Source organism: Paracidovorax konjaci (genome assembly GCF_900112675.1).
GTDB classification, from domain to species: domain Bacteria; phylum Pseudomonadota; class Gammaproteobacteria; order Burkholderiales; family Burkholderiaceae_C; genus Paracidovorax; species Paracidovorax konjaci.
Map to the genome: position 1 here is coordinate 431384 of NZ_FOMQ01000001.1, position 21651 is coordinate 453034.

Annotated in this window: 19 protein-coding genes; 5 read left to right on the top strand and 14 right to left on the bottom strand. The window is 70.9% G+C overall.

What is annotated here, in order from left to right:
* Positions 1–108: 108 nt before the first annotated feature.
* From BM144_RS01875 to BM144_RS01890, 4 genes are read right to left on the bottom strand one after another with little or no spacing between them, the layout of a single operon-like run.
* Positions 109–2730, bottom strand: coding sequence for an ABC transporter permease (locus BM144_RS01875; RefSeq protein ID WP_092949225.1), 2622 nt, complete (start codon positions 2728–2730; stop codon positions 109–111).
* A 9-nt stretch (positions 2731–2739) separates the two neighbouring features.
* A complete protein-coding gene (locus BM144_RS01880; protein ID WP_092949544.1) occupies positions 2740–3435 on the bottom strand; it encodes an ABC transporter ATP-binding protein in 696 nt (231 codons plus the stop codon).
* Complete coding sequence (gene miaA, locus BM144_RS01885) at positions 3432–4412, bottom strand: tRNA (adenosine(37)-N6)-dimethylallyltransferase MiaA (protein ID WP_092949227.1); 981 nt, start codon at positions 4410–4412, stop codon at positions 3432–3434. Before miaA ends, BM144_RS01880 begins: the two co-directional genes overlap by 4 nt.
* Positions 4409–5677 (bottom strand): multidrug effflux MFS transporter, encoded by a 1269-nt coding sequence (locus tag BM144_RS01890; RefSeq protein ID WP_092949229.1) that lies wholly within the window; start codon positions 5675–5677, stop codon positions 4409–4411. The genes miaA and BM144_RS01890 overlap by 4 nt, the downstream gene beginning before the upstream one ends.
* 177 nt (positions 5678–5854) lie before the next feature.
* Here BM144_RS01890 and BM144_RS01895 point away from each other — a divergent pair.
* Positions 5855–6593 (top strand): IS5 family transposase gene (locus BM144_RS01895; RefSeq protein WP_434802638.1). Its coding sequence is split into 2 segments (ribosomal slippage): positions 5855–6067 and positions 6069–6593, totalling 738 coding nucleotides; the frame shifts between segments, so codons are not numbered across the junction.
* 68 nt (positions 6594–6661) lie between these two features.
* On the opposite strand, the gene BM144_RS22505 is transcribed toward BM144_RS01895, so the two are convergent.
* Both BM144_RS22505 and BM144_RS01905 read right to left on the bottom strand, forming a co-directional pair.
* Positions 6662–8233 carry a class I SAM-dependent methyltransferase gene (locus tag BM144_RS22505; protein WP_139225612.1) on the bottom strand — a complete coding sequence of 524 codons (1572 nt, stop codon included), beginning with the start codon at positions 8231–8233 and terminating at the stop codon, positions 6662–6664.
* A 353-nt stretch (positions 8234–8586) separates the two neighbouring features.
* Positions 8587–9447, bottom strand: a complete 861-nt coding sequence (locus tag BM144_RS01905) for an SDR family oxidoreductase (RefSeq protein ID WP_092949233.1) — start codon at positions 9445–9447, stop codon at positions 8587–8589.
* A gap of 192 nt (positions 9448–9639) precedes the next feature.
* Between BM144_RS01905 and BM144_RS01910 the strand changes: the two genes are divergently transcribed.
* On the top strand, positions 9640–10011 hold the full coding sequence (locus tag BM144_RS01910) for a winged helix-turn-helix transcriptional regulator (protein ID WP_245783495.1): 372 nt from the start codon (positions 9640–9642) through the stop codon (positions 10009–10011).
* A gap of 48 nt (positions 10012–10059) precedes the next feature.
* Here BM144_RS01910 and BM144_RS01915 read toward each other — a convergent pair whose 3' ends face one another.
* Positions 10060–10956 (bottom strand): alpha/beta hydrolase, encoded by an 897-nt coding sequence (locus BM144_RS01915; protein ID WP_092949237.1) that lies wholly within the window; start codon positions 10954–10956, stop codon positions 10060–10062.
* 422 nt (positions 10957–11378) lie between these two features.
* Between BM144_RS01915 and BM144_RS01920 the strand changes: the two genes are divergently transcribed.
* Positions 11379–12605 (top strand): glycerophosphodiester phosphodiesterase, encoded by a 1227-nt coding sequence (locus tag BM144_RS01920; protein ID WP_245783481.1) that lies wholly within the window; start codon positions 11379–11381, stop codon positions 12603–12605.
* A gap of 43 nt (positions 12606–12648) precedes the next feature.
* On the opposite strand, the gene BM144_RS01925 is transcribed toward BM144_RS01920, so the two are convergent.
* Positions 12649–13335: a PA4824 family protein gene (locus tag BM144_RS01925; protein ID WP_092949239.1), complete on the bottom strand. Its 687-nt coding sequence runs from the start codon at positions 13333–13335 to the stop codon at positions 12649–12651.
* A gap of 44 nt (positions 13336–13379) precedes the next feature.
* Complete coding sequence (gene mutL / locus BM144_RS01930) at positions 13380–15482, bottom strand: DNA mismatch repair endonuclease MutL (RefSeq protein WP_092949241.1); 2103 nt, start codon at positions 15480–15482, stop codon at positions 13380–13382.
* A gap of 129 nt (positions 15483–15611) precedes the next feature.
* Between mutL and BM144_RS01935 the strand changes: the two genes are divergently transcribed.
* Positions 15612–16265, top strand: coding sequence for a DedA family protein (locus BM144_RS01935; protein WP_092949243.1), 654 nt, complete (start codon positions 15612–15614; stop codon positions 16263–16265).
* 42 nt (positions 16266–16307) lie between these two features.
* Here the strand turns inward: BM144_RS01935 and BM144_RS01940 are convergent, their stop codons facing one another.
* The 5 genes from BM144_RS01940 to tsaE form a co-directional block, all read right to left on the bottom strand.
* Entirely contained in the window at positions 16308–17231 is a 924-nt protein-coding gene (locus BM144_RS01940) for an alpha/beta fold hydrolase (protein ID WP_245783482.1), read from the bottom strand.
* Between the two features lie 287 nt (positions 17232–17518).
* Positions 17519–17746, bottom strand: a complete 228-nt coding sequence (locus BM144_RS01945; protein WP_092949245.1) for a YMGG-like glycine zipper-containing protein — start codon at positions 17744–17746, stop codon at positions 17519–17521.
* A gap of 194 nt (positions 17747–17940) precedes the next feature.
* On the bottom strand, positions 17941–18273 hold the full coding sequence (locus BM144_RS01950) for a cupin domain-containing protein (RefSeq protein ID WP_092949247.1): 333 nt from the start codon (positions 18271–18273) through the stop codon (positions 17941–17943).
* 135 nt (positions 18274–18408) lie between these two features.
* A complete protein-coding gene (locus BM144_RS01955) occupies positions 18409–19965 on the bottom strand; it encodes an N-acetylmuramoyl-L-alanine amidase (RefSeq protein ID WP_175525913.1) in 1557 nt (518 codons plus the stop codon).
* Positions 19962–20507 (bottom strand): tRNA (adenosine(37)-N6)-threonylcarbamoyltransferase complex ATPase subunit type 1 TsaE, encoded by a 546-nt coding sequence (gene tsaE / locus BM144_RS01960; RefSeq protein WP_092949249.1) that lies wholly within the window; start codon positions 20505–20507, stop codon positions 19962–19964. The genes BM144_RS01955 and tsaE overlap by 4 nt, the downstream gene beginning before the upstream one ends.
* Positions 20508–20519: 12 nt before the next feature.
* Between tsaE and queG the strand changes: the two genes are divergently transcribed.
* Positions 20520–21635, top strand: coding sequence for a tRNA epoxyqueuosine(34) reductase QueG (queG, locus tag BM144_RS01965; protein ID WP_092949251.1), 1116 nt, complete (start codon positions 20520–20522; stop codon positions 21633–21635).
* Positions 21636–21651 lie beyond the last annotated feature (16 nt).

A 21651-nucleotide genomic window follows, 5' to 3' on the forward strand; every position in this document is an offset into this window, starting at 1 on the left:
CTGTCTGCAGGACGGACCCCCTCATGCAAGTCCGACAAGTTCATTTGCAATTGTTCTATTTTGCTAGAACATAAATCAAAACTATGATTTTTTGTTACGGTTTTCCACTTACCAATCGTCTTTCACCGTAAGAACAGCCCCTCTTTTTGCGGACGAGTGGCCGGAAAGCCACGCCGCGAGGGTGCCGGTGACCACGACGGCCACCCCCAGCAGACCGAGCCGCAGGCCCGGAATACGCAGGTCCATGCTCCAGTGGAAGCTCTGCGGGTTCACCACATGCACCAGCACGGCCGAGACGGCCAGCCCCAGCCCCGTGCCGGCCACCGCGCCCACGGCGGTCCAGGCAGCGCCTTCCCCGGCCACCACCGCCAGCACCTGGGCCCGCGTGAGCCCCAGGTGGGCGAGCAGGCCGAATTCCTTGCGCCGCGCCAGCACCTGGGCCGAGAAGCTCGCCGCCACGCCGAACAGGCCGATGCCGATGGCCACCGCCTGCAGCCAGTAGGTCACGGCGAAGCTGCGGTCGAAGAGCGCCAGAGAGCGCTCCCGGATCGCGGCCGAGGTGCTGAACTCCAGCGCGGGGCCCGCGGCGGATGTCCCCTGCGCTCCCTGCCCCTGGGGGGGAACCGCCGCCGCGATGGCGGCGCGCAGCGCGGCTTCGTCCGCCCCGGGTGCGGGCCAGACGGCCAGGTCGTTGATGCGCGCATCGCCGGTGAGGCGGATGAAATCCGCGCGGTCCATCGCGACGGCGCCGAACTGGCGCACGTAGTCGCGCCACACGCCTGCTATGAAAAAAGTAGCAGAAGATTCAATGGATCCGGCGGCATGGAGGCCCAAAGATGCTGAAAGCGCGGGCCAGTCGGCGCCAGGCCGCACGCCGTACAGATCGACCACCGCCTCGCTCACGTAGACACCGATGCGGCCGGCGGGCACCGGCAGCGGGCCTTCGCGCAGCGGCAGCGATTGCGCCGGGCCCCGCGCGAGCGGGCGGGCCAGCAGGGCCACGGGAGGGCGGGCCGGATCCAGCAGCAAGCTGCTCACGCGCAGCGCCTCGGCGCGCTCCACGCCGGGCAGGCGCGCCACCGCCGCATCCCAGCCCGGCGGAAAGGCCGCGCCGTCGTCCCCCGCCGCAGCGCCTGCCGCGCGCACGTAGAGCGGCGCGGGCAGGGCCGCGTCCAGCCACTGCATGACCGAGCCGCGGAAGCTCGCCACCATCACCGTGAGCGCCACCGCCAGGCCCAGGCTGGCGACCACGCCCCCCACGGCCACCGCCGCCATGCCGCGCATGCGGCGCGCGCGCTCCAGCGCCAGCAGCGCCAGCGGCCTGCGGGCCGCCGCCGGCACCAGCGCGCCCAGCAGGCCATGGACCAGCACCGGCAGCAGCCCGATGCCGCCCACGAGCAGCAGGCCGACCGAGGCATACGCCCCCAGCGGAATGCCCGCCACCGGCGGCGCGAAGGCGAGCGCCACGCCCGCGGCCACGGCCAGCGCCGGCAGGCGCAGGCGGGGCTGCGAGCCCTGTGCGGCGCCCAGGCCCTTGAGGGTCTGGGCCGGCGGGAGCCGTTCGGCATCGCGCGCCGGCCACCAGCCGCCGGCCAGCGCGGCCGCGGTGCCGAGCCCGCCGTAGAGCAGCGCGGCGCCCGTGCTCCACTGCAGCGAAGGCTGCACGCCGTCGAAATAGCCGCCGCCCAGGTCGCCGCCCATCCAGCGCAGCGCCAGGGCCGCGAGCAGCGTGCCCAGGGCGATGCCCGCCGCGCTGCCCGCCACGCCCAGCGCCGCCGATTCGGCCAGCACCAGCGCCCGGCGCGCGCGCGGCGTGGCGCCCAGCACCGCCAGCAGCGCGAACTGCGGCGCACGCTGCGCCACGCTCAGCGCCAGCACCGAGAAGACCAGGTAGGCGCCGGTGAAGAGCGCCACCAGCGCCAGCACGGTGAGGTTCACGCGGTAGGCGCGCGAGAGGTCGCCGGTGCGCTGCGCCGTGTCCTGCGGGCGCACGACGGCGATCCGCGCGGCGTCGGCGGCGCCCAGCCCCAGGCCCTGCAGCAGCTCCGGCAGGGCGGCGCGGAAATCCTCGGCGCCGTGGCCGGGGCGCAGTTGCACGTCGATGCGGCCCAGCCGGCCGATGCGGCCGAAGAAATCCTGCGCGGCGCCGATGTCCATCACGGCCAGCGGGCCGCCCGCGGCCGCCACCGTGCCGGCCACCACGGCGCTGCGCACGGCCAGCCCGCTCTGCAGGCGCACCGCGCCGCTGCGGCCATCGGCCAGGCCCAGGGCCTGCATCGCCGCGGCGTTGAGGAACACCGTGGCGGGCGAGAACAAGGCGAGCCGGCCGGCGTCCGGGAAGGCGCGCGGCACCAGCTCGGGGGCCATGGCCGCGAGCCGCAGCGTGTCGGCGCCCACCACGCGCAGCGCCACCGGCGCCGCCACGGCACCCTCCGGCAGCGCCTGCGCCGCGATCTCCAGCACCGGCGCCGCGCGGGCCACCTGCGGGTGCAGGGCCACGCGGCCATAGAGCGCCTCTGGGAGGTCGCCCTGCACGGCGCGCAACTGCAGGTCGGGCTGGCCGCTGACGGCACGCACGGCCTGGGTGAATTCGGACAGCGCCGACGCGTGGATCACGTGCACCGCGAACGCGAGCGCCACGCCCAGCATCACCGACACCACGGCCGCCACCGCGCGCCAGGGGTGGTGGCGCAGTTCCTGCCAGGAGAAGGCGCGCAGCAGGGCGATCATGGAGAGGGCTCAGTCCGCCGGTGCCCCGGCGGCGGCGATGCCCCGGGCGGTGAGGCGCAGCACGCGGTCGGCGCGTGCCGCCGCCGTGGGCGAATGCGTGACCAGCACCAGGGCCGCGCCGTGCTCGCGGGTCTGCGCCACCAGCAGGTCCATCACGCGCCCGGCCGTGGCCGGGTCCAGGTTGCCGGTGGGCTCGTCGGCCAGCAGCAGGCCCGGGCGGTGCACCAGCGCCCGCGCGATGGCCACGCGCTGGAGCTGGCCACCGCTCAGCTGCTGCGGCAGGCGCGCGCCCAGGCCCTCCAGGCCCGCGGCGCGCAGCATGTGCTCCACGCGGCCGGGTTCGTGCCGGCCCAGCAGCATCAGCGGCAGGGCCACGTTCTGCGCCACGTCCAGGTGCGGCAGCACGTGGAAGGCCTGGAACACGAAGCCCACGTGCGCGCGCCGCCAGCGGGCGCGCGCGGCCTCGCCGAGCGTGCCGAGGTCGGTGCCCTCGTGCAGCACGCGGCCGGCCTGCCAGGAGTCCAGCCCCGCGAGGCAATTGAGCAGGGTGGATTTGCCCACGCCCGATTCGCCCACGATGGCGACGAACTCGCCGGCCTGCACCGCGAGGTCGACGCCCTGGAACACCGGCGCGTCGGGGCCGTAGCGCTTGGTGAGCCCCTGCGCCTGCAGCAGGGGCGCGGCGGGGGCCGCGGGCGCCGTCATGGCCCGGCGCGGAGCGCCGCCAGCGCGGCCTCCACCCATTGCAGCGGGGCGTCGGGCGCATCGCAGGCGATCGCGTGGCGCCAGGGCATGCCGCGCAGCCAGGTGATCTGCCGCTTGGCGAGCTGGCGCGTGGCGGCGATGCCGCGCTCCCGCAGGGCCGCGAGGGGCAGGGTGCCGGTGGCGGCTTCCTCGTCCAGCGCCTCCCAGGCCTGCCGGTAGCCCACGCAGCGCATGGCGGGCAGGTCCGGGTGCAGGTCGCCGCGCGCGCGCAGGCGCCGCACCTCCTCGACGAAGCCGCCGTCCAGCATGGCGTCGAAACGCTGCGCGATGCGCCCGTGCAGCCAGGCCCGGTCGGCCGGTTCCAGGGAAAAAAGCAGGCACCCCGGCGGACCTGCTGCATTGTCTGCTCTCTTTTTGATAGTGTGAAAGCTCGACAGCGACTGGCCCGACACCTGCCACACCTCCAGCGCGCGCTGGATGCGCTGGCTGTCGCCGGGCGCCAGGCGTGCCGCCGTGGCCGGGTCCACGCGCGCCAGTTCGGCGTGCAGCGCGGGCCAGCCCTCGGCGGCGGCTTGCGCTTCGAGGCGGGCGCGCACGGCCGCGTCGGCGGGGGGCATGTCGTCGATGCCGTCCCACAGCGCCTTGAAGTACAGCATGGTGCCGCCCACCAGCAGCGGCAGCGCGCCGCGCGCGCGGATCTCCCGCAGCAGCCGCTGCGCATCGGCCACGAACTCCGCCGCGCTGTAGGCCTGCAGCGGATCGCGGATGTCGATCAGGTGGTGCGGCGCCGCGGCCAGCTCCTGCGCCGAGGGCTTGGCCGTGCCGATGTCCATGCCCCGGTACACCAGGGCCGAATCCACGCTGACGATCTCCACCGGCTGCCGGGGCGCCAGCGCGCGCGCCAGCGCCAGCGCGCCGGCCGTCTTGCCCGAGGCCGTGGGGCCGGCCAGGGCGATATAGGTGGTGCAGGGGCTCATGGCTGGCGCTCCTCGCCGAAGCGCTGCACCAGCGTCCAGGCCACGAGGGCCAGCGCGCCGGCCCAGAAGGCCACGCCCTGCACCAGCGGCCAGACGCTGCCGTCCAGCCGCCAGCCCACCCAGCGGCCGATGGCGAAGGCCGCCAGCATCATCATGAAACCGTTCATCGCCGAGGCCACGCCCGCCGCCTGCGGGAACGGGCCCACTGCGCCCGTCTGTCCGCAGGGCTGGTGGATGCCGTGGCCCAGCATGTAGGCGTGGAAGGGCAGCAGCAGCGCCCACGGGCTGCGCCAGCCGGCCAGGGCCAGCGCCGCCAGCAGCACGCCGCCCGTGCCTGTGAGCGCGGCGCCGGCCGCGACCGTGCGGCGCAGGCCCAGGCGCTCCAGCAGGCGGCGGCACAGCAGGGTGCCGAGCAGGTAGGCGAACGCCGTGGACAGCAGCGCCAGCCCGTACTGCGTGCGCGAGGCGCCCAGCACCTCGATGAAAATGAACGGCGACGACGCGAGGAAGGTGAACAGCCCGCCGTACGAGGCCGTGGTGAGCAGCGAGAAGGCCCAGAACGTGGGGTGGCCGAGCACGGTGCGCCAGGTGCGCCACAGCGTGGCGGGCCGCAGCGCGAACGGGTTGCGCCGCGCGAGGGTTTCCGGCAGGCGCAGTGCCACCAGCGCCAGCGTGGCCGCCCCGTAGGCGGCCAGCACCGAGAGTGCGGCCCGCCAGCCCAGCCATTCGGTGAGCCAGCCTCCCAGCGGCGCGCACAGGCAGGCGATGAGGCCCAGCCCGGTCAGCGCCCGCGACATGGCGCGCGCGCCGGCCGGCGGCGCATACAGGTCGCGCACGATGGCCCGCCCCGCCATCACCACCGCGCCCATGGCCGTGCCCTGCGCCACGCGCCAGAGAATCAGCAGGTCCATCGACGGCGCGGCCACGCTGCCCAGCGATGCGGCCACGTAGATGCCCAGGCCCGCGAGCAGCACCGGCCGCCGTCCGATGCGGTCCGACAGGGGCCCCCAGACGAGCTGCGATCCGCCGAAGGCCGGCAGCAGCGCGCTCAGCGTGAGCTGTGCGGAGGCCACCGGGGCCCGCAGATCCTGGGTGAGCGCCGGCAGCGCGGGCAGGTAGAGATCGGTGGTGACGGGCTGGATGCTGAGCAGCAGCAGCAGCGCCAGCGCCAGCGCCAGCACGAGCACGAGCACGAGCACGGCGAGGCCGGGCGCCACGGGCGGCGGGGCAGCATCCGCCACCGGCAGGGACGGGGAAGTGGGCATGCCCTGAGCGTACCAGCGCGGCCCGTTCCGTCCGATCAGGGGCGTAAGCGGGGGGTGAACAGAATCGACCTCTCAGAGCCTGTTCACGATCTTTGTCTGACCGCTGACAATGACGTGGTGCGAACCAAGAAATATCCAAGCGATACGAGCCGCGAGCAATTCGAGATCATCAAGCCGATGCTGGAGAGTGCGCGCAAGAAGACCAAGCCGCGCACCGTTGACTTGTACGAGGTGTGGTGCGCAGTGCTGTATCTGCTGCGCACGGGCTGCCAATGGAGGGCACTGCCCAGCGACCTGCCCAACTGGCGTACCGTACATTCGTACTTCGCCAAGTGGAGCTTGCCCGATGAGCAGGGCGTCAGCCTGCTTGAGCAGGCTTTAAAAAAATCAGGTTGGCGCGGCCCGTGGGAGACTGGGGCGCAACGCCTCAAGCGCGTTCTTGATCATCGACGCGCAGAGTGTGAAGAACACTGACCCGGCGGCCTTGAAGGGCTATGACGCAGGCAAGAAGGTCTCGGGCATCAAGCGCCAAATCGCGGTGGATACGCAGGGGCTGCCGCACGCGGTGGCGGTGACGACGGCCGAGGTGACGGATCGCAAGGGGGCGCTGCTGGCGCTCACGCGCTGCACACCCAACCTGAGCCGGGTGCAAAGCCTGCTCGACGATAGCGGCTATGTTGGCCAGCCCTTCGCGCAAGGTGTGCAGGAAATCCTGGGCGGGCATGTGACAGTGCAGATTGCCAAGCGAAGCGAACTGCACACGTTCAAAGTGATGCCCAAGCGCTGGATCGTCGAACGCAGCTTTGCCTGGCTGGAGAAGAACAGGCGGCTGTGGAAGAACTGCGAGCGGCTGCTCAATACCAGCCTGCAGTTCGTCCATCTGGCCTTCCTCGCTCTGCTGCTCAGGAGATCGTGAACACGTTCTCAGGGCGATTCTGTTACCTGAACCCGCCGGACAACGCGCGCGTGATTGGCGTGGATGGTTCAATGCATGACCGTATCCCTGGATTCGGTATTGACGGCGACGTTGATTTTCTGGGCCGTATTCTGGTTGATCTTGTCGGTTTCAATGGCCGGCACTCCATTCTTGTTCACTGGAATGCCCGCCGCATTTTTGAAGGTTTTGTTCCTGTATGCGTATTCCGGGTACATGACCTTTTCTGGCGTGAAAACACGGTCGCCATTCTCCAGGCCATAATTTTTCTGCAAAGAGGACAATTTGGTGGACGGATAAAGCAGGTTGTTTGCCTCGGAGGTGCATCGATTGATGACGTCCAGCCCTAGGGAAGAAACATTTTTCAGGGCGGCTGCCTTGATTTCGCTGGGCAATGCTGCGGCAAAGACCAGGACATCGCTCTGCAATTCCGAGGCATCTGCCATTTCTTTGGAAGCTTGCGCTGCAATATCGGAGGTTGATTTCCGGGTGTATTTGATCTTGCTGGCGTCACCTTGGGTGACAGAGAAATCATCCCGGTGGATGATGTTGGCTTCGGCGCAGATGTCCAGGAAAGCCTTGGCTCTTTCGCAAGCGCCCTTGTCGATATCCACCAGGTGGATTTGGGCCCCCGAATGAATATGGTACATGATGGCGGACAGCGGGAAGCCGGCGCCGACGAATGAAATAGTCTTGTTTTTCAGATCCGGAATGGAGCTGTCTTTTGTCAGCAGGCGCAATTCATTCTCTGCCATCTTGTCATAATTGTCGAGGTATGGGAAAGCGAACTGATGGCTTTCCTGCATGCCGTCGATCTTGTTGCTGTTCGGAATGTCGAACACAATTCTTTTCAGGTGTGCCGTTTTGTCTTCTTTGTTGTTCGCACTGACATCCAGCGCAGGAATGCCTTGGTCTTTGTAAACGGCGAAGATGTAGTCCAGGGCCACTCTCTCCATTTCCCCTTCGGAGAGATTGGAGATTTCCCGCAGATCAGAGGATATGTCTTTCAATTCTCTCTGTACTGCCCGGGCCTCTTCGGCAGAATAATCTTCGTTGCAGGTCATCACAAGCGAATTCAGGCATTCATTGACCTCGTCGCAAGGTTCCAGCCCATTGGGAATGTAGGCCTGCGTACGATGGGGGTCATTCCTCACATGCTCCTTGTGCGCATCGAGTCGAGGTTTCATCCTGGCGTGAATGGTTCTGATCTTCTGAACGGTTTCTCCGACGCGCTCTTTATTGGCCTGGCTGGCAGGTGATAGTTTTTGGATCTTCGCGTTCCGGGGCGAAAGAACCTGTGAACTTTTGCCAGAGGCTCCGCTTCGGTTGGTTGGAATACTGATGGCATGTACGTTTGTCGAGAGCGTCTGAGCCGCTTTCGAACGGCCCCCAGCTTGCGCGTTCTGCAGCTCCGGCTGGGAGTCTTGATTTTTCGGCGGCACGGCGCGATTGGGTACTTTGATATGGGCAACAGGTTTCATGATCTTGTCGATTTCAGGTAGTAAAAGAGCGCACATGATCGACAGGAAGGACTCTGCCCATGTCCAGTGATGCGAAGGTCCGTCGTTTTCTGCGAAGCCGTTGATGGGGCGCTTCTCGCTTCTGACAACCCACTGGCTCATCCCGTGAACACACAACGGCCCGGCCCTCTATCCGGGGCCGCGGCATGGTTCCAGGGGGTGGATGCCACGCACACGGCCAAGTACGGCAAGAGCTGCTTCGGCTGCAAGCTCCGCGTGGGCGTCGATCGGCCTTGCGCACGGTGCCCCCGGACACGGGCATGCCTGTGCGTCTTTCCCCCCTCTTTGGCAACGGCATCCAGCGTGAGGCGCGGCGGCTCCATGGCATGGAGCGCAGCATCTGGCAGTGATGATCCTGCCGCAGCGCAGGGCATTCGCCGCGCCCGCGCTGGCCCTGCGAGGTACTCGCTTGTCGTTTCTCTCTTGGCATCTACCCCCTCTCAGGGGGTCAGGGCTCAAGAAGCTGCGCGCACGGCCTCGGCCACCTGGGAGGCCCAGGGCGTGGTCGGGCGGCCGATGAGCTGGCTCAGCTGCCGGCCCTCGTCGAACAGCGCGCCCTGCGCGGCGGCCACGTCGGACTGCGCCACGATGGCCGCGAGGGGCGGGGGCAGGCCCGCGCCTTCGAGGGTTTTGGCGTAGTCGGCCTCGGGCAGGTCGCGGTAGGGGACGGCCTTGCCCGCCACGCGCGAGATCTCGGCGGCCAGCTCGGCCAGCGTGTAGGCGCTGTCTCCCGCCAGTTCGTACACGCGGCCGGCATGGCCGTCCTGCGTAAGCACGGCGGCGGCCGCTGTGGCATAGTCCGCGCGCGCGGCCGAGGCGATGCGGCCTTCGCCCGCGGCGCCGAACAGCGCTCCGTGCTGCAGGGCCGGGCCCACGCCCGCCAGGTAGTTCTCGGTGTACCAGCCGTTGCGCAGCAGCACGTGGGGCACGCCGGAGGCCTTGAGCAGCGCCTCGGTCTCGACGTGCTCGCGGGCCAGCGCCAGCGCCGAGGTGTCCGCATGCAGCACGCTGGTGTAGGCCAGCAGTTCCACGCCCGCGCGCTGGGCCGCGTCGATGACGGTGCGGTGCTGGGCGGTGCGCTGGCCGACTTCGCTGCTGGACACCAGCAGCACCTTGCGCGCGCCCTGCAGCGCGGCGTCCCACGCCGCGGCGTCGGCGTAGTCGGCCTGCCGCACCACCACGCCGCGCGCGGCCAGGTCGGCCACCTTGGCGGGGTTGCGCACGGCGGCGACGATGCCGCTGGCGGGCACGCTGCGCAGCAGGGCTTCGATGGCAAGGCGGCCGAGCTGGCCGGAGGCGCCGGTGACGACGATCATGGGAATTCCTTGTGGAGAGTGGTCGGGACCGCGACAATAACCACCAAGCAAACTTTTCGTAAGTACCTACAAAAAGGTTAGTGAATGCGCCACGCTTCCCCTCCCGATTCCCGGACCGATGCCGCCCGCGCCGTGGCCGACGGTGCCGAAACCCCAACCGCCGGCGCCGAACCCACCTCCCTCGCCGCGCTCATGCGGCGCGGCGATGTCCTCGCCCCCACCTGCCCGTCGCGGGAGATCCTTCAGCACGTCACCAGCCGCTGGGGCGTGCTGGTGCTGGTGGCGCTGCACGACGGCACGCTGCGCTTCAGCGAGCTGCGCCGCAAGGTGGCCGGCGTGAGCGAGCGCATGCTCGCGCAGACGCTGCAGTGGCTGGAGCGGGACGGTTTCGTGGCGCGCAAGGCCTACCCGGTCGTGCCGCCGCACGTCGAATACAGCCTCACGCCGATGGGGCGCGAAGTGGGGCTGCACGTGCAGGCGCTGGCGGACTGGATCGGCGGACATCTGCCCGAGATCCTGGAGGCGCAGGCGCGCTCGGACGCCGTGGCGCGCGCCCGCGGCTGAGAGGCAGGTGGGGCGGCGCCGGCGCCGGAAGGCGGCCCGGCGTGCGTGTCAGGCGGAGGGCGCGGTGCCCGCCGGGGCGCCGGGTGCCGGGGCCTTGACCGGCACCGGCGCGACGGGGATGCGGAACAGGTCGGCCAGCGCCTCGCGGTACTGGGATTCGCCCACGCTGTTGGTGCTGTGGTGGGTGCCGCCTTCCACGAGTACGAAGCGCTTGGGGCCCTGCGCGGCGTCGTAGAGGCGGCGGCCGAGCGACGGCGGGATCAGGCTGTCCTCGCTGCCGTGCACCACGAGCAGCGGGGAGCCGATGTGGGCCACCTTGCGCACGGACTCGAAGCGCTGCGTGATGAGGCCGGAGATCGGCAGCCAGCCCCATTTGAAGGTGGCCACCACTTCGGGGATGTTGGTGAAAGTGCCCTCCACGATGGTGCCGCGCTCGTCGGGCACCATGGCGGCCAGATCGATGGCGATGGCCCCGCCCAGCGAGTGGCCGAAGATGTAGCGCGGGCTGGCGGGCGCGCGCGCCGCGAGCCAGTCCCAGGCGGCCCGCGCGTCTTCCAGCGCGGTGCTCTCGGAGGGCAGCGCGGGGCTGCTGCGCCCGAACCCGCGGTAGTCCACGGCCAGCACCGAAAACCCCATCTCCTTCATGCGCCGCATGCGCCCGGCCGATCCGGAGACGTTCCAGCGCGCGCCGTGCAGGTAGAGCAGCACCGGCGCGTCGGCGCGCTCGGAGGGCAGCCACAGGCCGTGCAGCTTTTCCGCCTTCCCGGAGGCGCGTGAATCGAAGGCGATCCAGACGTCTTCCATGTCGTCGGTGGACTGCGCGCCGCCCCAGGCCCGGTCGCTGGGCTGGAAGATCCATTCGCGCTGCTTCGCATCGAGGGTGGCACAGCCCGCCGTCACTGCGAGGGCGAGCGCAAGGGAGGAAAAGAGGGGCCAGCGTTTCATCGGAAGGACAGAGTCGGCTCGGGTGGAGAAAGTTCGGCAGGCCCCGGCGGGCCGGGACGCGGCCGGAGGGCCGGGGGCTGCTATGGTTTGGATAGCGCCCCGGGGCCGTGCGGCGTGCGGGCCCCGGGGTCCATGCAGCAAAAAACGCACCATGGCGCACCGGGTTGACGGGCCAAACCCCCGAAATGCCCCCGGGAAGACCCGCTCTTCGGGCCCTCCGGCGCCCGGGCCGCCCTGGGGGCGGGCCCCGCCCGCCGCCGGCCGTGCGTGCCATCATCGGTGGCGGCCCGGGATGGGGCGCGCGGCGGGGGCTGGGGCACCGATCGGGTGCGCGCCTTCGCCGCGCCTGCCGTCACCGGGCTGTCATGCGGCGCCGCCAGAGTGGCGCCTTTGCCATGGACCATCCCGAGGAGAAGAGACATATGACGACCCCGACATCCGCGCGCCGCCCGGCCGGCGCCACCGCATCCGCACGCCGCCGCCCCGCAGCCGCCGCCCGCGTGGCGCTGGCCGCCCTGGCGGCCGGAGCCGCCCTGTCGGCCTGCGGCGGCAACGACGACGGTGCGCAGCCCACGCTGAACGGCGGCAAGGCCCTGGTGATCGGCCACCGCGGCGCGGCCGGTTACCTGCCCGACCACACGCTGGAGGGCTACCGGCGCGGCATCGAGCTGGGCGCGGACTTCATCGAGCCGGACCTCGTCGCCACCAAGGACGGCGTGCTCATCGCCCGGCACGAGCCCAACATCACCACCACCACCGACGTGGCCCAGCGCCCCGAATTCGCCGGCCGCAAGACCCGCAAGACGGTGGACGGCGTGCAGGAAGAGGGCTGGTTCGCCTCCGACTTCACGCTGGCCGAGATCAAGACGCTGCGCGCCATCCAGCCGCTGCCGGACCGCGACCAGTCCTTCAACGGCCGCTTCCAGATCCCCACGCTGACCGAGGTGCTGGACCTCGCCCGCACCGAGGGCACGCGCGCCGGCCGCACCGTGGGCGTCTACATCGAGACCAAGCACCCCACCTACCACGCCAACCTGAACCTCCAGCTCGAAGACCGGCTGCTCGCCACGCTGTCGCAGTACGGCTACACCACCGCAGCCTCGCCCGTGATGGTGCAGTCGTTCGAGGTGTCCAACCTCAAGTACCTGCGCACCAGGACGCAGGTGCGGCTCGTGCAGCTCGTGGACGGCAACGACGTGAAGGCCGACGGCAGCATCGACCTCACCGCGCCCTACGACAAGCCGTACGACTTCGCGGTGGCGGGCGACCGGCGCACCTTCGCCACGCTGCTCACGCCTGAGGGCCTGCGCGAGGTCAAGACCTATGCCGACGGCATCGGCCCCTGGAAGCCCTACCTGATCCCGACGCGCCTGAAGGACGACAACAACGACGGCAAGCCCGACGACCTCAACGGCGACGGCGTGATCGACGAACGCGACCGCGTGACGATGGCCCCCACCCGCGTGGTGGCCGATGCCCATGCGGCGGGGCTGTTCGTGCACCCCTACACCTTCCGCAGCGAAGCCAAGCGCCTGGCCTCGGACTACAAGGGCGACCCGAAGGCCGAATACCGCCTGTTCTACCGCCTGGGCGTGGACGGCGTGTTCTCGGACTTCCCCGACCAGGCCAAGGCCGCGCGCGACAACTGACCGGCGTCGGCCGCCGCCCGCCCCGCGGCGGCGTTCGCCCCTGTCAGAAGCTGCGCTTGACGCCCAGGCTCAGCAGCGTCCGGCCCTTGCGGCGGCCCACGAGGCCGTCGAGCTGCCAGCCCGGCGCCCATTCCCAGAGCGCGCCGGTCTGGTAGGTGGGCGGGCCGTCGCGCTCGCCGAAGGCCTCCACGTGCGCCGTGACGGCGCCCCAGGCCGACTCCAGGGCCACGCCCCAGGTGGGGCGCCAGTTCCGGTCGGGCGTGTGCATCGCGCCGAGGTTGGCATGCACCGCGCCCCAGGAGGCCACGCAGGTGCCGAGCGCCGTGAGCGCCAGGGTACTGCCGTTCTCGCGGTAGGCATGGACCAGCCCGGCGCTGGACGCGGCATGGCAGCCGCGCTCGGGCGGCGGGGTCCACTGCCATTTGGCCTGCACGCCGCTCAGCGTGGTGTGGCCATGCAGGTCGCGGGCCAGCAGCGCGCCGAGCTCCAGCCCCGGCAGCGACTGCGGGGCGTAGGCCGGCGCAGCGAAGACCGCGCCGCGCTCCTGGTGCACGCCCTCCCACCACACCTCCACATGGCCTTCGCCGGGGGCGTTCACGCCGGCATCGTCCACCGTGAGCGGGCGGCCCGCATGCACGTGCGAGGCGCTGGCGGCCAGCGTGGCCAGGGCTGCGATCCCGTGGGCCGCGCAGGCTGCCCGCAGGCGAAGGGGAGGGTGGCGTGCGGACATGGCGGAGTCTCCCGGAGGGTGGGGCTGTGACTGGGGCGGGTGCCTCAGCGCCCCCGCAGGAACAGGGCGTCGAGTTCGCGCATCGACAGCTGCCGCCACGTCGGCCGGCCGTGGTTGCACTGGTCCGAGCGCTCGGTGACCTCCATCTGGCGCAGCAGCGCGTTCATTTCGTCGATCGTGAGGCGCCGGTGGGCACGCACCGCGCCGTGGCAGGCCATGGTGCCGAGGATCTCGTTGCGGGCGCGCTGCACCACGGTGCTGGCGTCGTGCGCCGCCAGTTCGGCCAGCACGCTGCGCGCCAGTTCCACCGCATCGCCCTGCGCGAGCGTGGTGGGCACCGCGCGCACCGCCAGCGTGCGCGGCGAGAAAGGCGAGACCTCCATGCCCAGCACCGAGAGCGTGTCGGCATGGGCCTCCGCGGTGGCCACCTCTTCGGGCGTCGCGGCGAAGGTGGCCGGGATCAGCAGCGGCTGGCTGGCGATGCGCTCGCTGGCATCCACCTGCGACTTGAGGCGCTCGTACACGATGCGTTCGTGCGCGGCATGCATGTCCACGATCACCAGGCCCTGGGCGTTCTCGGCCAGGATATACACCCCCTGGATCTGCGCCACCGCCCGGCCCAGCGGCCACGCCTCCTCCGAGGCGGTGGGGGCGCTGCCGGACACCGCGGCGGCCGGTGGCGGGAAGGCCTGCGCGCCGGCGGCCGGGGCGGGATCACCATCGGCCGGCTCCGCGGACTGCGGTGCGCCGGCGACCCCTGCTGCACCGGCCAGGCCTGCCTGCGGCCACCCATCGCGCGCCGGGGCCGCGCCGGGCGCATCGAAGGCGGCGGCTGTGCCCGCTCCCGTCGCCAGGGCGGCCCCGGGTGCCGGATCGCGGCGTCCCCAGAGGGCTTCGAGGTCGCTCACGCGGTGCCCGGGCCTTGCTTCAAAAGGTATAGCAGACTGTCTAATGAATCCGGCGGCATGGAGCGGTTTTGGCTCCGAAGATGCCACCGGGTTGCCGATGGGCGTGCCATCGGTCGCCGCCGCCGGCTGCGCCGCCAGCGCCTGGGCCCGCGGCACGGCCAGGGCGTTTTCCACCGCATGCCGCACGGCCTGGTGCACTTCGCGGCTGTCGCGAAAGCGCACTTCGATCTTGGTGGGGTGCACGTTCACGTCCACCCGCATCGGGTCGATGGACACGTAGAGCGCGTACACGGGCTGCTTCTGGCCGTGCAGCACGTCTTCGTAGGCGCTGCGGGCCGCGTGGGTGAGCACCTTGTCACGCACGAAGCGGCCGTTCACGTAGCAGAACTGCTGGTCGGCGCGCGAGCGGGCCGCGTCCGGCAGGCCCGCGCGGCCGGACACGGTGACCGCTCCCGAGCGGTGCTGCACGGGCACGGAATCGCGCAGGAAGTCCTCGCCCAGCACATCGGCGAGGCGCCGCGCGAGCGCCGCTTCCAGCGCTGCGGGGTCTGCGGCCGCCTGCCCATCGCCGATGCCGCCGCCGTGGGCGTCCAGGGCCGGGCCGGGCTCGCGCGCCAGCGTGGCGCGCCACTGCTCGACCAGCTTGCCTTCGTGCCAGATCGCGAAGCCCACGTCCGGACGGGCCAGCGCATGGCGGCGCACCGCCTCGATGCAGTGGGCGAGTTCGGTGGCATCCGTCTTCAGGAACTTGCGCCGCGCGGGCGTGGAGAAGAACAGCTCCTTCACCTCCACCGTGGTGCCGCGGCTGCGCGCGGCGGGGCGGAGTTCGCCACTGCGGGCATCGAGCAGGAAGGCCGTGGGCCGGTCTTCCGTGCGCGAGAGCAGCGCCATCTCCGACACCGACGCGATGGCGGCCAGCGCCTCGCCCCGGAACCCCATGGTCGCGACCGATTCCAGGTCGTGCAGATTGGTGATCTTGCTGGTGGCGTGCCGGCGCAGGGCGACCGGCAGTTCCTCGGGCGGAATGCCGCTGCCGTCGTCCTCCACAGCGATGAGGCGCACGCCGCCGGCCAGCAGCCGCACGGTGACCTGCGTGGCGCCCGCATCGAGCGCGTTGTCCACCAGTTCGCGCACGGCCGACGCGGGCCGTTCCACCACTTCGCCCGCGGCGATCTGGCTGATCAGTTCATCGGGCAGATCGCGGATGGGGCGGCGTGGCGCGGCGGGCTCTGTGGTCATTGGGCGGCATTGTAGGCAGTGCGGTTAGAGTGATGCGCCGCGCCGGCGGGTGCCCTGCCGCCCGCCGGGGCCGGGGCGCCGGTACGCCGCCCATCCGCTTCTTTCCGCATCCCTCCCGAAGGTCCCGCCTTGGAAATCATCCAGTTCCTCATCGATTTCATCCTGCACGTCGACAAGCACCTCGCGGCCTTCGTGGCCGCCTACGGTCCGTGGGTGTACGCGCTGCTGTTCATCATCGTTTTCGTGGAAACCGGCGTCGTCGTCATGCCCTTCCTGCCCGGTGATTCGCTGCTCTTCATCGTGGGGGCACTTTGCGGCGCGGGGCTCATGAGCTTCCCCATCGCCTGCACCGTGCTGCTGGTGGCCGCCATCCTGGGCGACCAGTGCAACTACACCATCGGCCGCTACTTCGGCCCCAAGGTCTTCCAGTGGCCCGATTCGCGCTGGTTCAACCGCCGTGCGTTCGACCAGGCCCATGCGTTCTACGAGCGCTATGGCGGCGTGACCATCGTGATCGCGCGCTTCATGCCCTTCATCCGCACCTTCGCGCCGTTCGTGGCAGGCGTGGCCGAGATGAACCGCGCGAAGTTCACGGCCTACAACGTGGGCGGTGCGCTGCTGTGGGTGCTGGGCATCTGCACGGCGGGCTATTTCTTCGGCAACTTCCCGTGGGTGCAGGCCAACCTGGACAAGATCATCTGGGCGCTGATCCTCGTGCCCGGCCTGATCGCCGTGTTCGGCGCATGGCGCGCCGGCCGCCAGCAGGCGGCCCGAACGGTCTGAACGCGGCCCCGGCGCGGCATTCCCGCCGCCGGGCGCTTTCCGTCAGCGCATCGTGCGGCGCAGCCACTGCAGCAGCTGGCGGTTGACGAACTCCGGGTTGTCCAGGTTGGAGATGTGGCCCGCCCCGGGCACCAGCACCGCGTCGCAGCCGATCACCTCGGCCATGTGATCCATCTCGCGCGGCGGGCGCGGGATGTCTTCGTCGCCGCACATCAGCAGCGTGGCCTCGGGATCGAGCCCCGCCAGCGATTCGAGCGCATCGGCGCGGCCGAAGATGATGCGCCCGAGCGGCACCACCGAGGCGCGCAGCCGATCGGCGGGCATCGCGGCCAGGCTGCGCGCGAAGGCCGCCGGGCGCGGTGCGGCAGGGTCCGTGCCGGGCCGGAAGAAGATCGGGACGATGGCATTCACCAAAGCCGGCGTGATCTGCCCTGCGGCCTCGATCGCGTCGAGCATGCCGAAGTAGCGCAGCCGCGTGGTGTCCGGCTCGGCCCCGAGGTAGGTGTCCATCATCACGAGGCTGCGCACCCGCTCGGGCGCCAGCAGGGCCAGCTCCGCACCCCACATGCCGCCGACCGACAGGCCCACCACCGCGCATTCCTCGATGTCCAGCGCGTCCAGCAACGTCAGCATCTGCGCGGCCAGGCCCTTCAGATCCCGTGTGTCCGCGGGCAGGGCGCCCGAGGAGCCGTGGCCCCACAGGTCGGGGGCGATCACCCGGTAGTGGCGCGACAGCGCCTGGATCTGCGGCTCCCACATCGACGAATCCCAGAGATAGCTGTGGCCCAGCAGCACGACGGGTCCCCTGCCGCGGTCCTGGTAGCGCAGATGGCAGCCTTCGGGCGTGGTGAGGTGGAAGGTCTGCGAAGCGGCGAAAGCGCTGAAATCGTTGCCGGGTACCGCATGGCCCGAGGCCATGGCCGAGGGCAGGGCCAGCAGCCGCAGCGCCGCGCGGCGGCGGTTCATTTTGGGAGGATGGGGCGGATTCCCGATTCGCAGGACCCGTGGGCATGAGGGCATGGGCGCGCTTCCACAAAAAAAAGAGAAGGCGGATGCTAGCGGCTGCTAGGCTGCGCGAGCGCGCTCTGGGCATGCACAAGCCTGCATTGCCGTATAAATTAAATTTTGGTTGACGGTGAGTGAGGCCCATTAACCGAAGGGGCAAGAAAACAAAAAGCCCGCACGGCGCAGAGCCGTGCGGGCTTTCCGGAAAAGGTTCTCATGCCGGGAAGGCGTGCCTTCCGGAAGAGCGATCAACGGCGGCGTTGGTCGCGGTCTTCGCCCAGTTCGTGGCCGATGAGGGCACCGGCAGCGGCCCCGCCCACAGTGGCGGCGGTGCCGCCCACAGCGCTACCCAGCACGCCACCGGCCACGGCGCCTACGCCGGTACCGAGCTGTGCATTCGTGGGGTTGGAAGAGCAGCCGGCCAGGCCCAGGGCGGCGACACAGGCGGCGGCGGTGAGGAAGTGGCGGTAGTTCATGGTGTGCTCCTTGTGTAGAGGTGGAGGCTGGGGGTGGCCCCGTCGCCCATGTCCGCACTATCTCCCCGGGCGGGCCCGGCGCGTGTAAGCAGGTCAAGCCGCCGGTTGTAGGACGTTACTGTCCCGCTGCGCGCGCCGCATCCCGTTGCACGCGCCCGGCCGGGCCGGGCCCTGCGCAGGCACCGCGCAGGAGGCTATCCGGGCGCGAGGCAGAGCGTGAGCAGCAGCGAGGCGTCGCTCAGCGCCCGCAGCGAGTGCGGCGCGCGCGCCTCCAGGTGGATGAAGTCGCCCGCGCGCAGCAGGCTGGCGCCCGAGGCGGCGTGGAACTCCACTTCGCCCTCCAGGCACTGGATGGTGACCTCGCCGGGCGTGTCGTGCTGGCGCAATTCCTTGCCTGCGGGCAGCACCGCGCGGATGACTTCCAGTTGCGCGGCCTTGATGATGGCCGAGGTCGCCGTGCGGGCGAGGTCGGGCCCCAGGGGGCGGATGCTGACGATTTCGGCGGAACGGGCGTGCTGCAAAGCCATGGGGCCTCCTGCTGCCCCGTGGGCGGGGCGTTTCGTGGGGATGGAGCCACTGTGGCGCAAGGCCACGCGCGTGGCAACCCAGAAGACCCGCAGCGGGCGGCGGGGGCCGGAGCGCGCGCGGCTCCGGCCGGTGCCTCACACCGAACGGCTGCGCGCCAGCGGCGGGTTCTTGGCGAAGTACCGCGTGATGCCGCGCATGAGCGCGTCGGCCAGTTGCTGCTGGTAGGCCGCGGTGCGCAGCTTGGCCTCTTCCTCGGGGTTGCTGATGAAGGCCGTTTCCACCAGCACGCTGGGGATGTCCGGGGCCTTCAGGACCGCGAAGCCGGCCTGCTCCACGCGCGGCTTGTGGAGCTTCGCCATGTTGCCGATCTCGCCGAGCAGCACGCTGCCGAGCTTCAGGCTGTCGTTGATCTGCGCGGTGGTGCTCATGTCGAGCAGCGCGCTTTGCACGTGGCGGTCCTGCGACCGCACGTTGAGCCCGCCCACCAGGTCGGACTGGTTTTCCTTGTTGGCCAGCCAGCGCGCCGCGGTGCTGGACGCGCCGCTCTGGCTCAGCGCGAACACGCTGGCGCCCCGCGCGGCCGGCGTGGTGAAGGCATCGGCGTGGATGCTCACGAACAGGTCGGCCTGCACGCGGCGTGCCTTCTCCACGCGCACGCCCAGCGGCACGAAGAAATCGGCGTCCCGCGTGAGGAAGGCCCGCATCGGGTTGCCGCCGATGGTGGTGGCGTTGATGCGGTCGCGCAGCAGGAAGGCGACCTTCAGCACCACGTCCTTCTCGCGCGTGCCGCCGGGCCCGGTGGCCCCCGGGTCTTCGCCGCCGTGCCCGGGATCGAGCGCCACGATGATCAGCCGGTCGGTGGCGCGCGCGATGGCCGGCGCGGCGGGTGCTCCGGCCGCGCCCGAGTGGGGAGGCGACGGCGCCGCCGCCACCGCGGGCGGTGCGGCCGCCGGCGCGCCCGAGGGCGTGGCCACGGGCGCGGTGGTGCCCGGGACGGGGGTGGGCAGCCCGCCGGCAGGGGCGGGGGCCGCCGCCGTGCCGGGGCGCTGGCTGTGCTGTGCGATCAGGTCGCCCAGCGGGTCGCCCGCCGAGCCCGGCCGCGCGGCGGCGATGTTGGGCAGGGGGGCGGGCGTGGGCGGCGGCAGGCCCACGGCGGCGGCGCCCGGCGCGGCGTCGCGCAGGCGCTCGGCGATCAGGGTTTCCAGCGGATCTTCGGGATCGGCCGGGTAGAGGTCGAACACCAGCCGGTGCTGGTAGGCCGCGATGGGCGGCAGGGTGAAGACCTGGGGCAGGGCCGCGCGTTTGAGGTCCACCACCAGCCGCACCACGCCCGGCGCGTTCTGGCCGACGCGGATGCCCGCGATGTTGGGGTCGTCGGGCTTGACCTTGGCCACCAGCTCGCGCAGTTCGGGGTTCAGGTCGATGCCTTCGATGTCCACGGCCAGGCGCGGGGGCGTGGCCACGAAGAACTGCTTGGCGGAGAGCTGCCGGTCGGACTCGATGGTGACCCGTGAATAGTCCTGCGCGGGCCAGACGCGCACGGCGAGGATGCCCGCGCCGCGTGCGATCTGCTGCGTGCCGAGCAGGAGCACCAGGGTGCCCGCGCGCAGCAGTTCGCGCCGCGACGGGCCGGGCAGGCCCGGGCGGGGCGCCTCGGGAGGGGGAGTGGTGGAAGTGGCGTCGTCGCTCATGCTGTCGTGAGTCCTTGCACCAGGGTGCGGCCGAGGGGCGTGCCGGCGCGCAGGAGCACCTGCCGCGCCACGTCTCCGCCATCGTACGCATCGCCGGCGTCGCCCGAGGCTTCAATGTGTATGGCGAGATCGGCCGGGGGGATCAGCCCCGCCGCCTTTTCGGGCCACTCCGCGATCTTCAGGCCCGGGCCCGCGAAGATGTCGCGGAACCCCGCGTCCTCCCACTCGCGCGGATCGCTGAAACGGTAGAAGTCGAAGTGCCATGCCGCCCGGCCCCCCGCCTCGTGCGGTTCGACCACGGCGTAGGTGGGGCTCTTGATGCGGCCCTGCACGCCCAGCGCGCGCAGCAGGTGCCGCACGAAGGTGGTCTTGCCCGCGCCGAGGTCGCCGTGCAGGGTGATGAAGGCGTCCGCGAGCGCGGGCTGGCCGGCGAGCCGGCCGGCGAAGGCGGCGGTGTCGTCCTCGGTCCGCCAGACCAGGGCCAGGCCGTCGGGCGGGGGAGGGCTTTCTACAATCCCGGGGTGATGTCGTGCAGCAGTCAACTCGTTCCTCAAATGCAAGGCTGGGCCCGCGAACTGGGATTTTCCCAAATCGGCGTCGCGGGCGTGGATTTGTCGTCCGCGGAGCCGGGATTGATGCAGTGGCTGGCCCAGGGGTTCCATGGCGACATGCAATACATGCAGGCCCATGGGCTCAAGCGTGCGCGCCCGGCCGAACTGGTGCCCGGCACGGTGAGCGTGATCACCGCGCGCATGGACTACCTGCCGCAGGCGACCCTGGGCCGCTCGCTGGAGTCGGGCGGCACCGGCACCGGCCTTGGAATGGAACGCGGCGGCTGGCAGGCCGTCGAGTTCGCGCGGCTGGACCGGCCCGGCGAAGGCATCGTCTCCGTCTATGCCCGGGGGCGGGACTATCACAAGGTGCTGCGCGCGCGGCTGCAGAAGCTCGCGGACCGCATCGCCGCCGCCGTGGGGCCGTTCGGCCACCGCGTGTTCACCGACTCCGCGCCCGTGCTGGAGGCCGAGCTGGCGCGCCGCAGCGGACAGGGCTGGCGCGGCAAGCACACGCTGGTGCTCAACCGCGAAGCCGGCTCCATGTTCTTCCTGGGCGAGATCTACGTCGATCTGCCGCTCGCGCCCAGCGGGCCCGTCACCGCGCACTGCGGCTCCTGCCAGGCCTGCATCGACGTCTGCCCGACGCAGGCCATCGTCGCCCCGCAGCGCGTGGATGCGCGGCGCTGCATCTCCTACCTCACCATCGAGCATGCGGGCGCCATCCCCGAGGCACTGCGGCCGCTGATGGGCAACCGGGTCTACGGCTGCGACGACTGCCAGCTCGCCTGCCCCTGGAACAAGTTCGCGCAGGCGAGCACGGTGCCCGATTTCGACGAGCGGCCCGCGCTGTCGGGCCGGCCGCTGGCCGAGTGGTTCGCCTGGGACGAGGCCACCTTCCTGCGCCGCACCGAGGGCGGCCCGATCCGCCGGATCGGCCACGAGCGCTGGCTGCGCAACGTGGCCGTGGCCCTGGGCAACGCGCTGCGCGCCACGGGCGATCCCGCCCTGCGCGCCGCGCTGGCCGCGCGTGCCGAAGACCCCAGCGCGCTGGTGCGCGAACACGTGGCATGGGCCTTGATGCAGGAACCGCTCCATGCCGCCGGATCCATTGAATAGTTTGCTATTAAAAATA

Bases quoted from the DNA above. Each gene is read 5' to 3' on its own strand.
- BM144_RS01940 (WP_245783482.1), bottom strand. From the start codon at position 17,231: ATGAACCGCCGCCGCGCGGCGCTGCGGCTGCTGGCCCTGCCCTCGGCC.
- queG (WP_092949251.1), top strand. From the start codon at position 20,520: ATGCAAGGCTGGGCCCGCGAACTGGGATTTTCCCAAATCGGCGTCGCG.
- BM144_RS01920 (WP_245783481.1), top strand. From the start codon at position 11,379: ATGACGACCCCGACATCCGCGCGCCGCCCGGCCGGCGCCACCGCATCC.
- BM144_RS01875 (WP_092949225.1), bottom strand. From the start codon at position 2,730: ATGATCGCCCTGCTGCGCGCCTTCTCCTGGCAGGAACTGCGCCACCAC.
- BM144_RS01950 (WP_092949247.1), bottom strand. From the start codon at position 18,273: ATGGCTTTGCAGCACGCCCGTTCCGCCGAAATCGTCAGCATCCGCCCC.
- BM144_RS01925 (WP_092949239.1), bottom strand. From the start codon at position 13,335: ATGTCCGCACGCCACCCTCCCCTTCGCCTGCGGGCAGCCTGCGCGGCC.
- BM144_RS01910 (WP_245783495.1), top strand. From the start codon at position 9,640: ATGCGGCGCGGCGATGTCCTCGCCCCCACCTGCCCGTCGCGGGAGATC.
- BM144_RS01915 (WP_092949237.1), bottom strand. From the start codon at position 10,956: ATGAAACGCTGGCCCCTCTTTTCCTCCCTTGCGCTCGCCCTCGCAGTG.
- BM144_RS01945 (WP_092949245.1), bottom strand. From the start codon at position 17,746: ATGAACTACCGCCACTTCCTCACCGCCGCCGCCTGTGTCGCCGCCCTG.
- BM144_RS22505 (WP_139225612.1), bottom strand. From the start codon at position 8,233: ATGAGCCAGTGGGTTGTCAGAAGCGAGAAGCGCCCCATCAACGGCTTC.
- BM144_RS01905 (WP_092949233.1), bottom strand. From the start codon at position 9,447: ATGATCGTCGTCACCGGCGCCTCCGGCCAGCTCGGCCGCCTTGCCATC.
- BM144_RS01880 (WP_092949544.1), bottom strand. From the start codon at position 3,435: ATGACGGCGCCCGCGGCCCCCGCCGCGCCCCTGCTGCAGGCGCAGGGG.
- mutL (WP_092949241.1), bottom strand. From the start codon at position 15,482: ATGACCACAGAGCCCGCCGCGCCACGCCGCCCCATCCGCGATCTGCCC.
- BM144_RS01955 (WP_175525913.1), bottom strand. From the start codon at position 19,965: ATGAGCGACGACGCCACTTCCACCACTCCCCCTCCCGAGGCGCCCCGC.
- miaA (WP_092949227.1), bottom strand. From the start codon at position 4,412: ATGAGCCCCTGCACCACCTATATCGCCCTGGCCGGCCCCACGGCCTCG.
- BM144_RS01890 (WP_092949229.1), bottom strand. From the start codon at position 5,677: ATGCCCACTTCCCCGTCCCTGCCGGTGGCGGATGCTGCCCCGCCGCCC.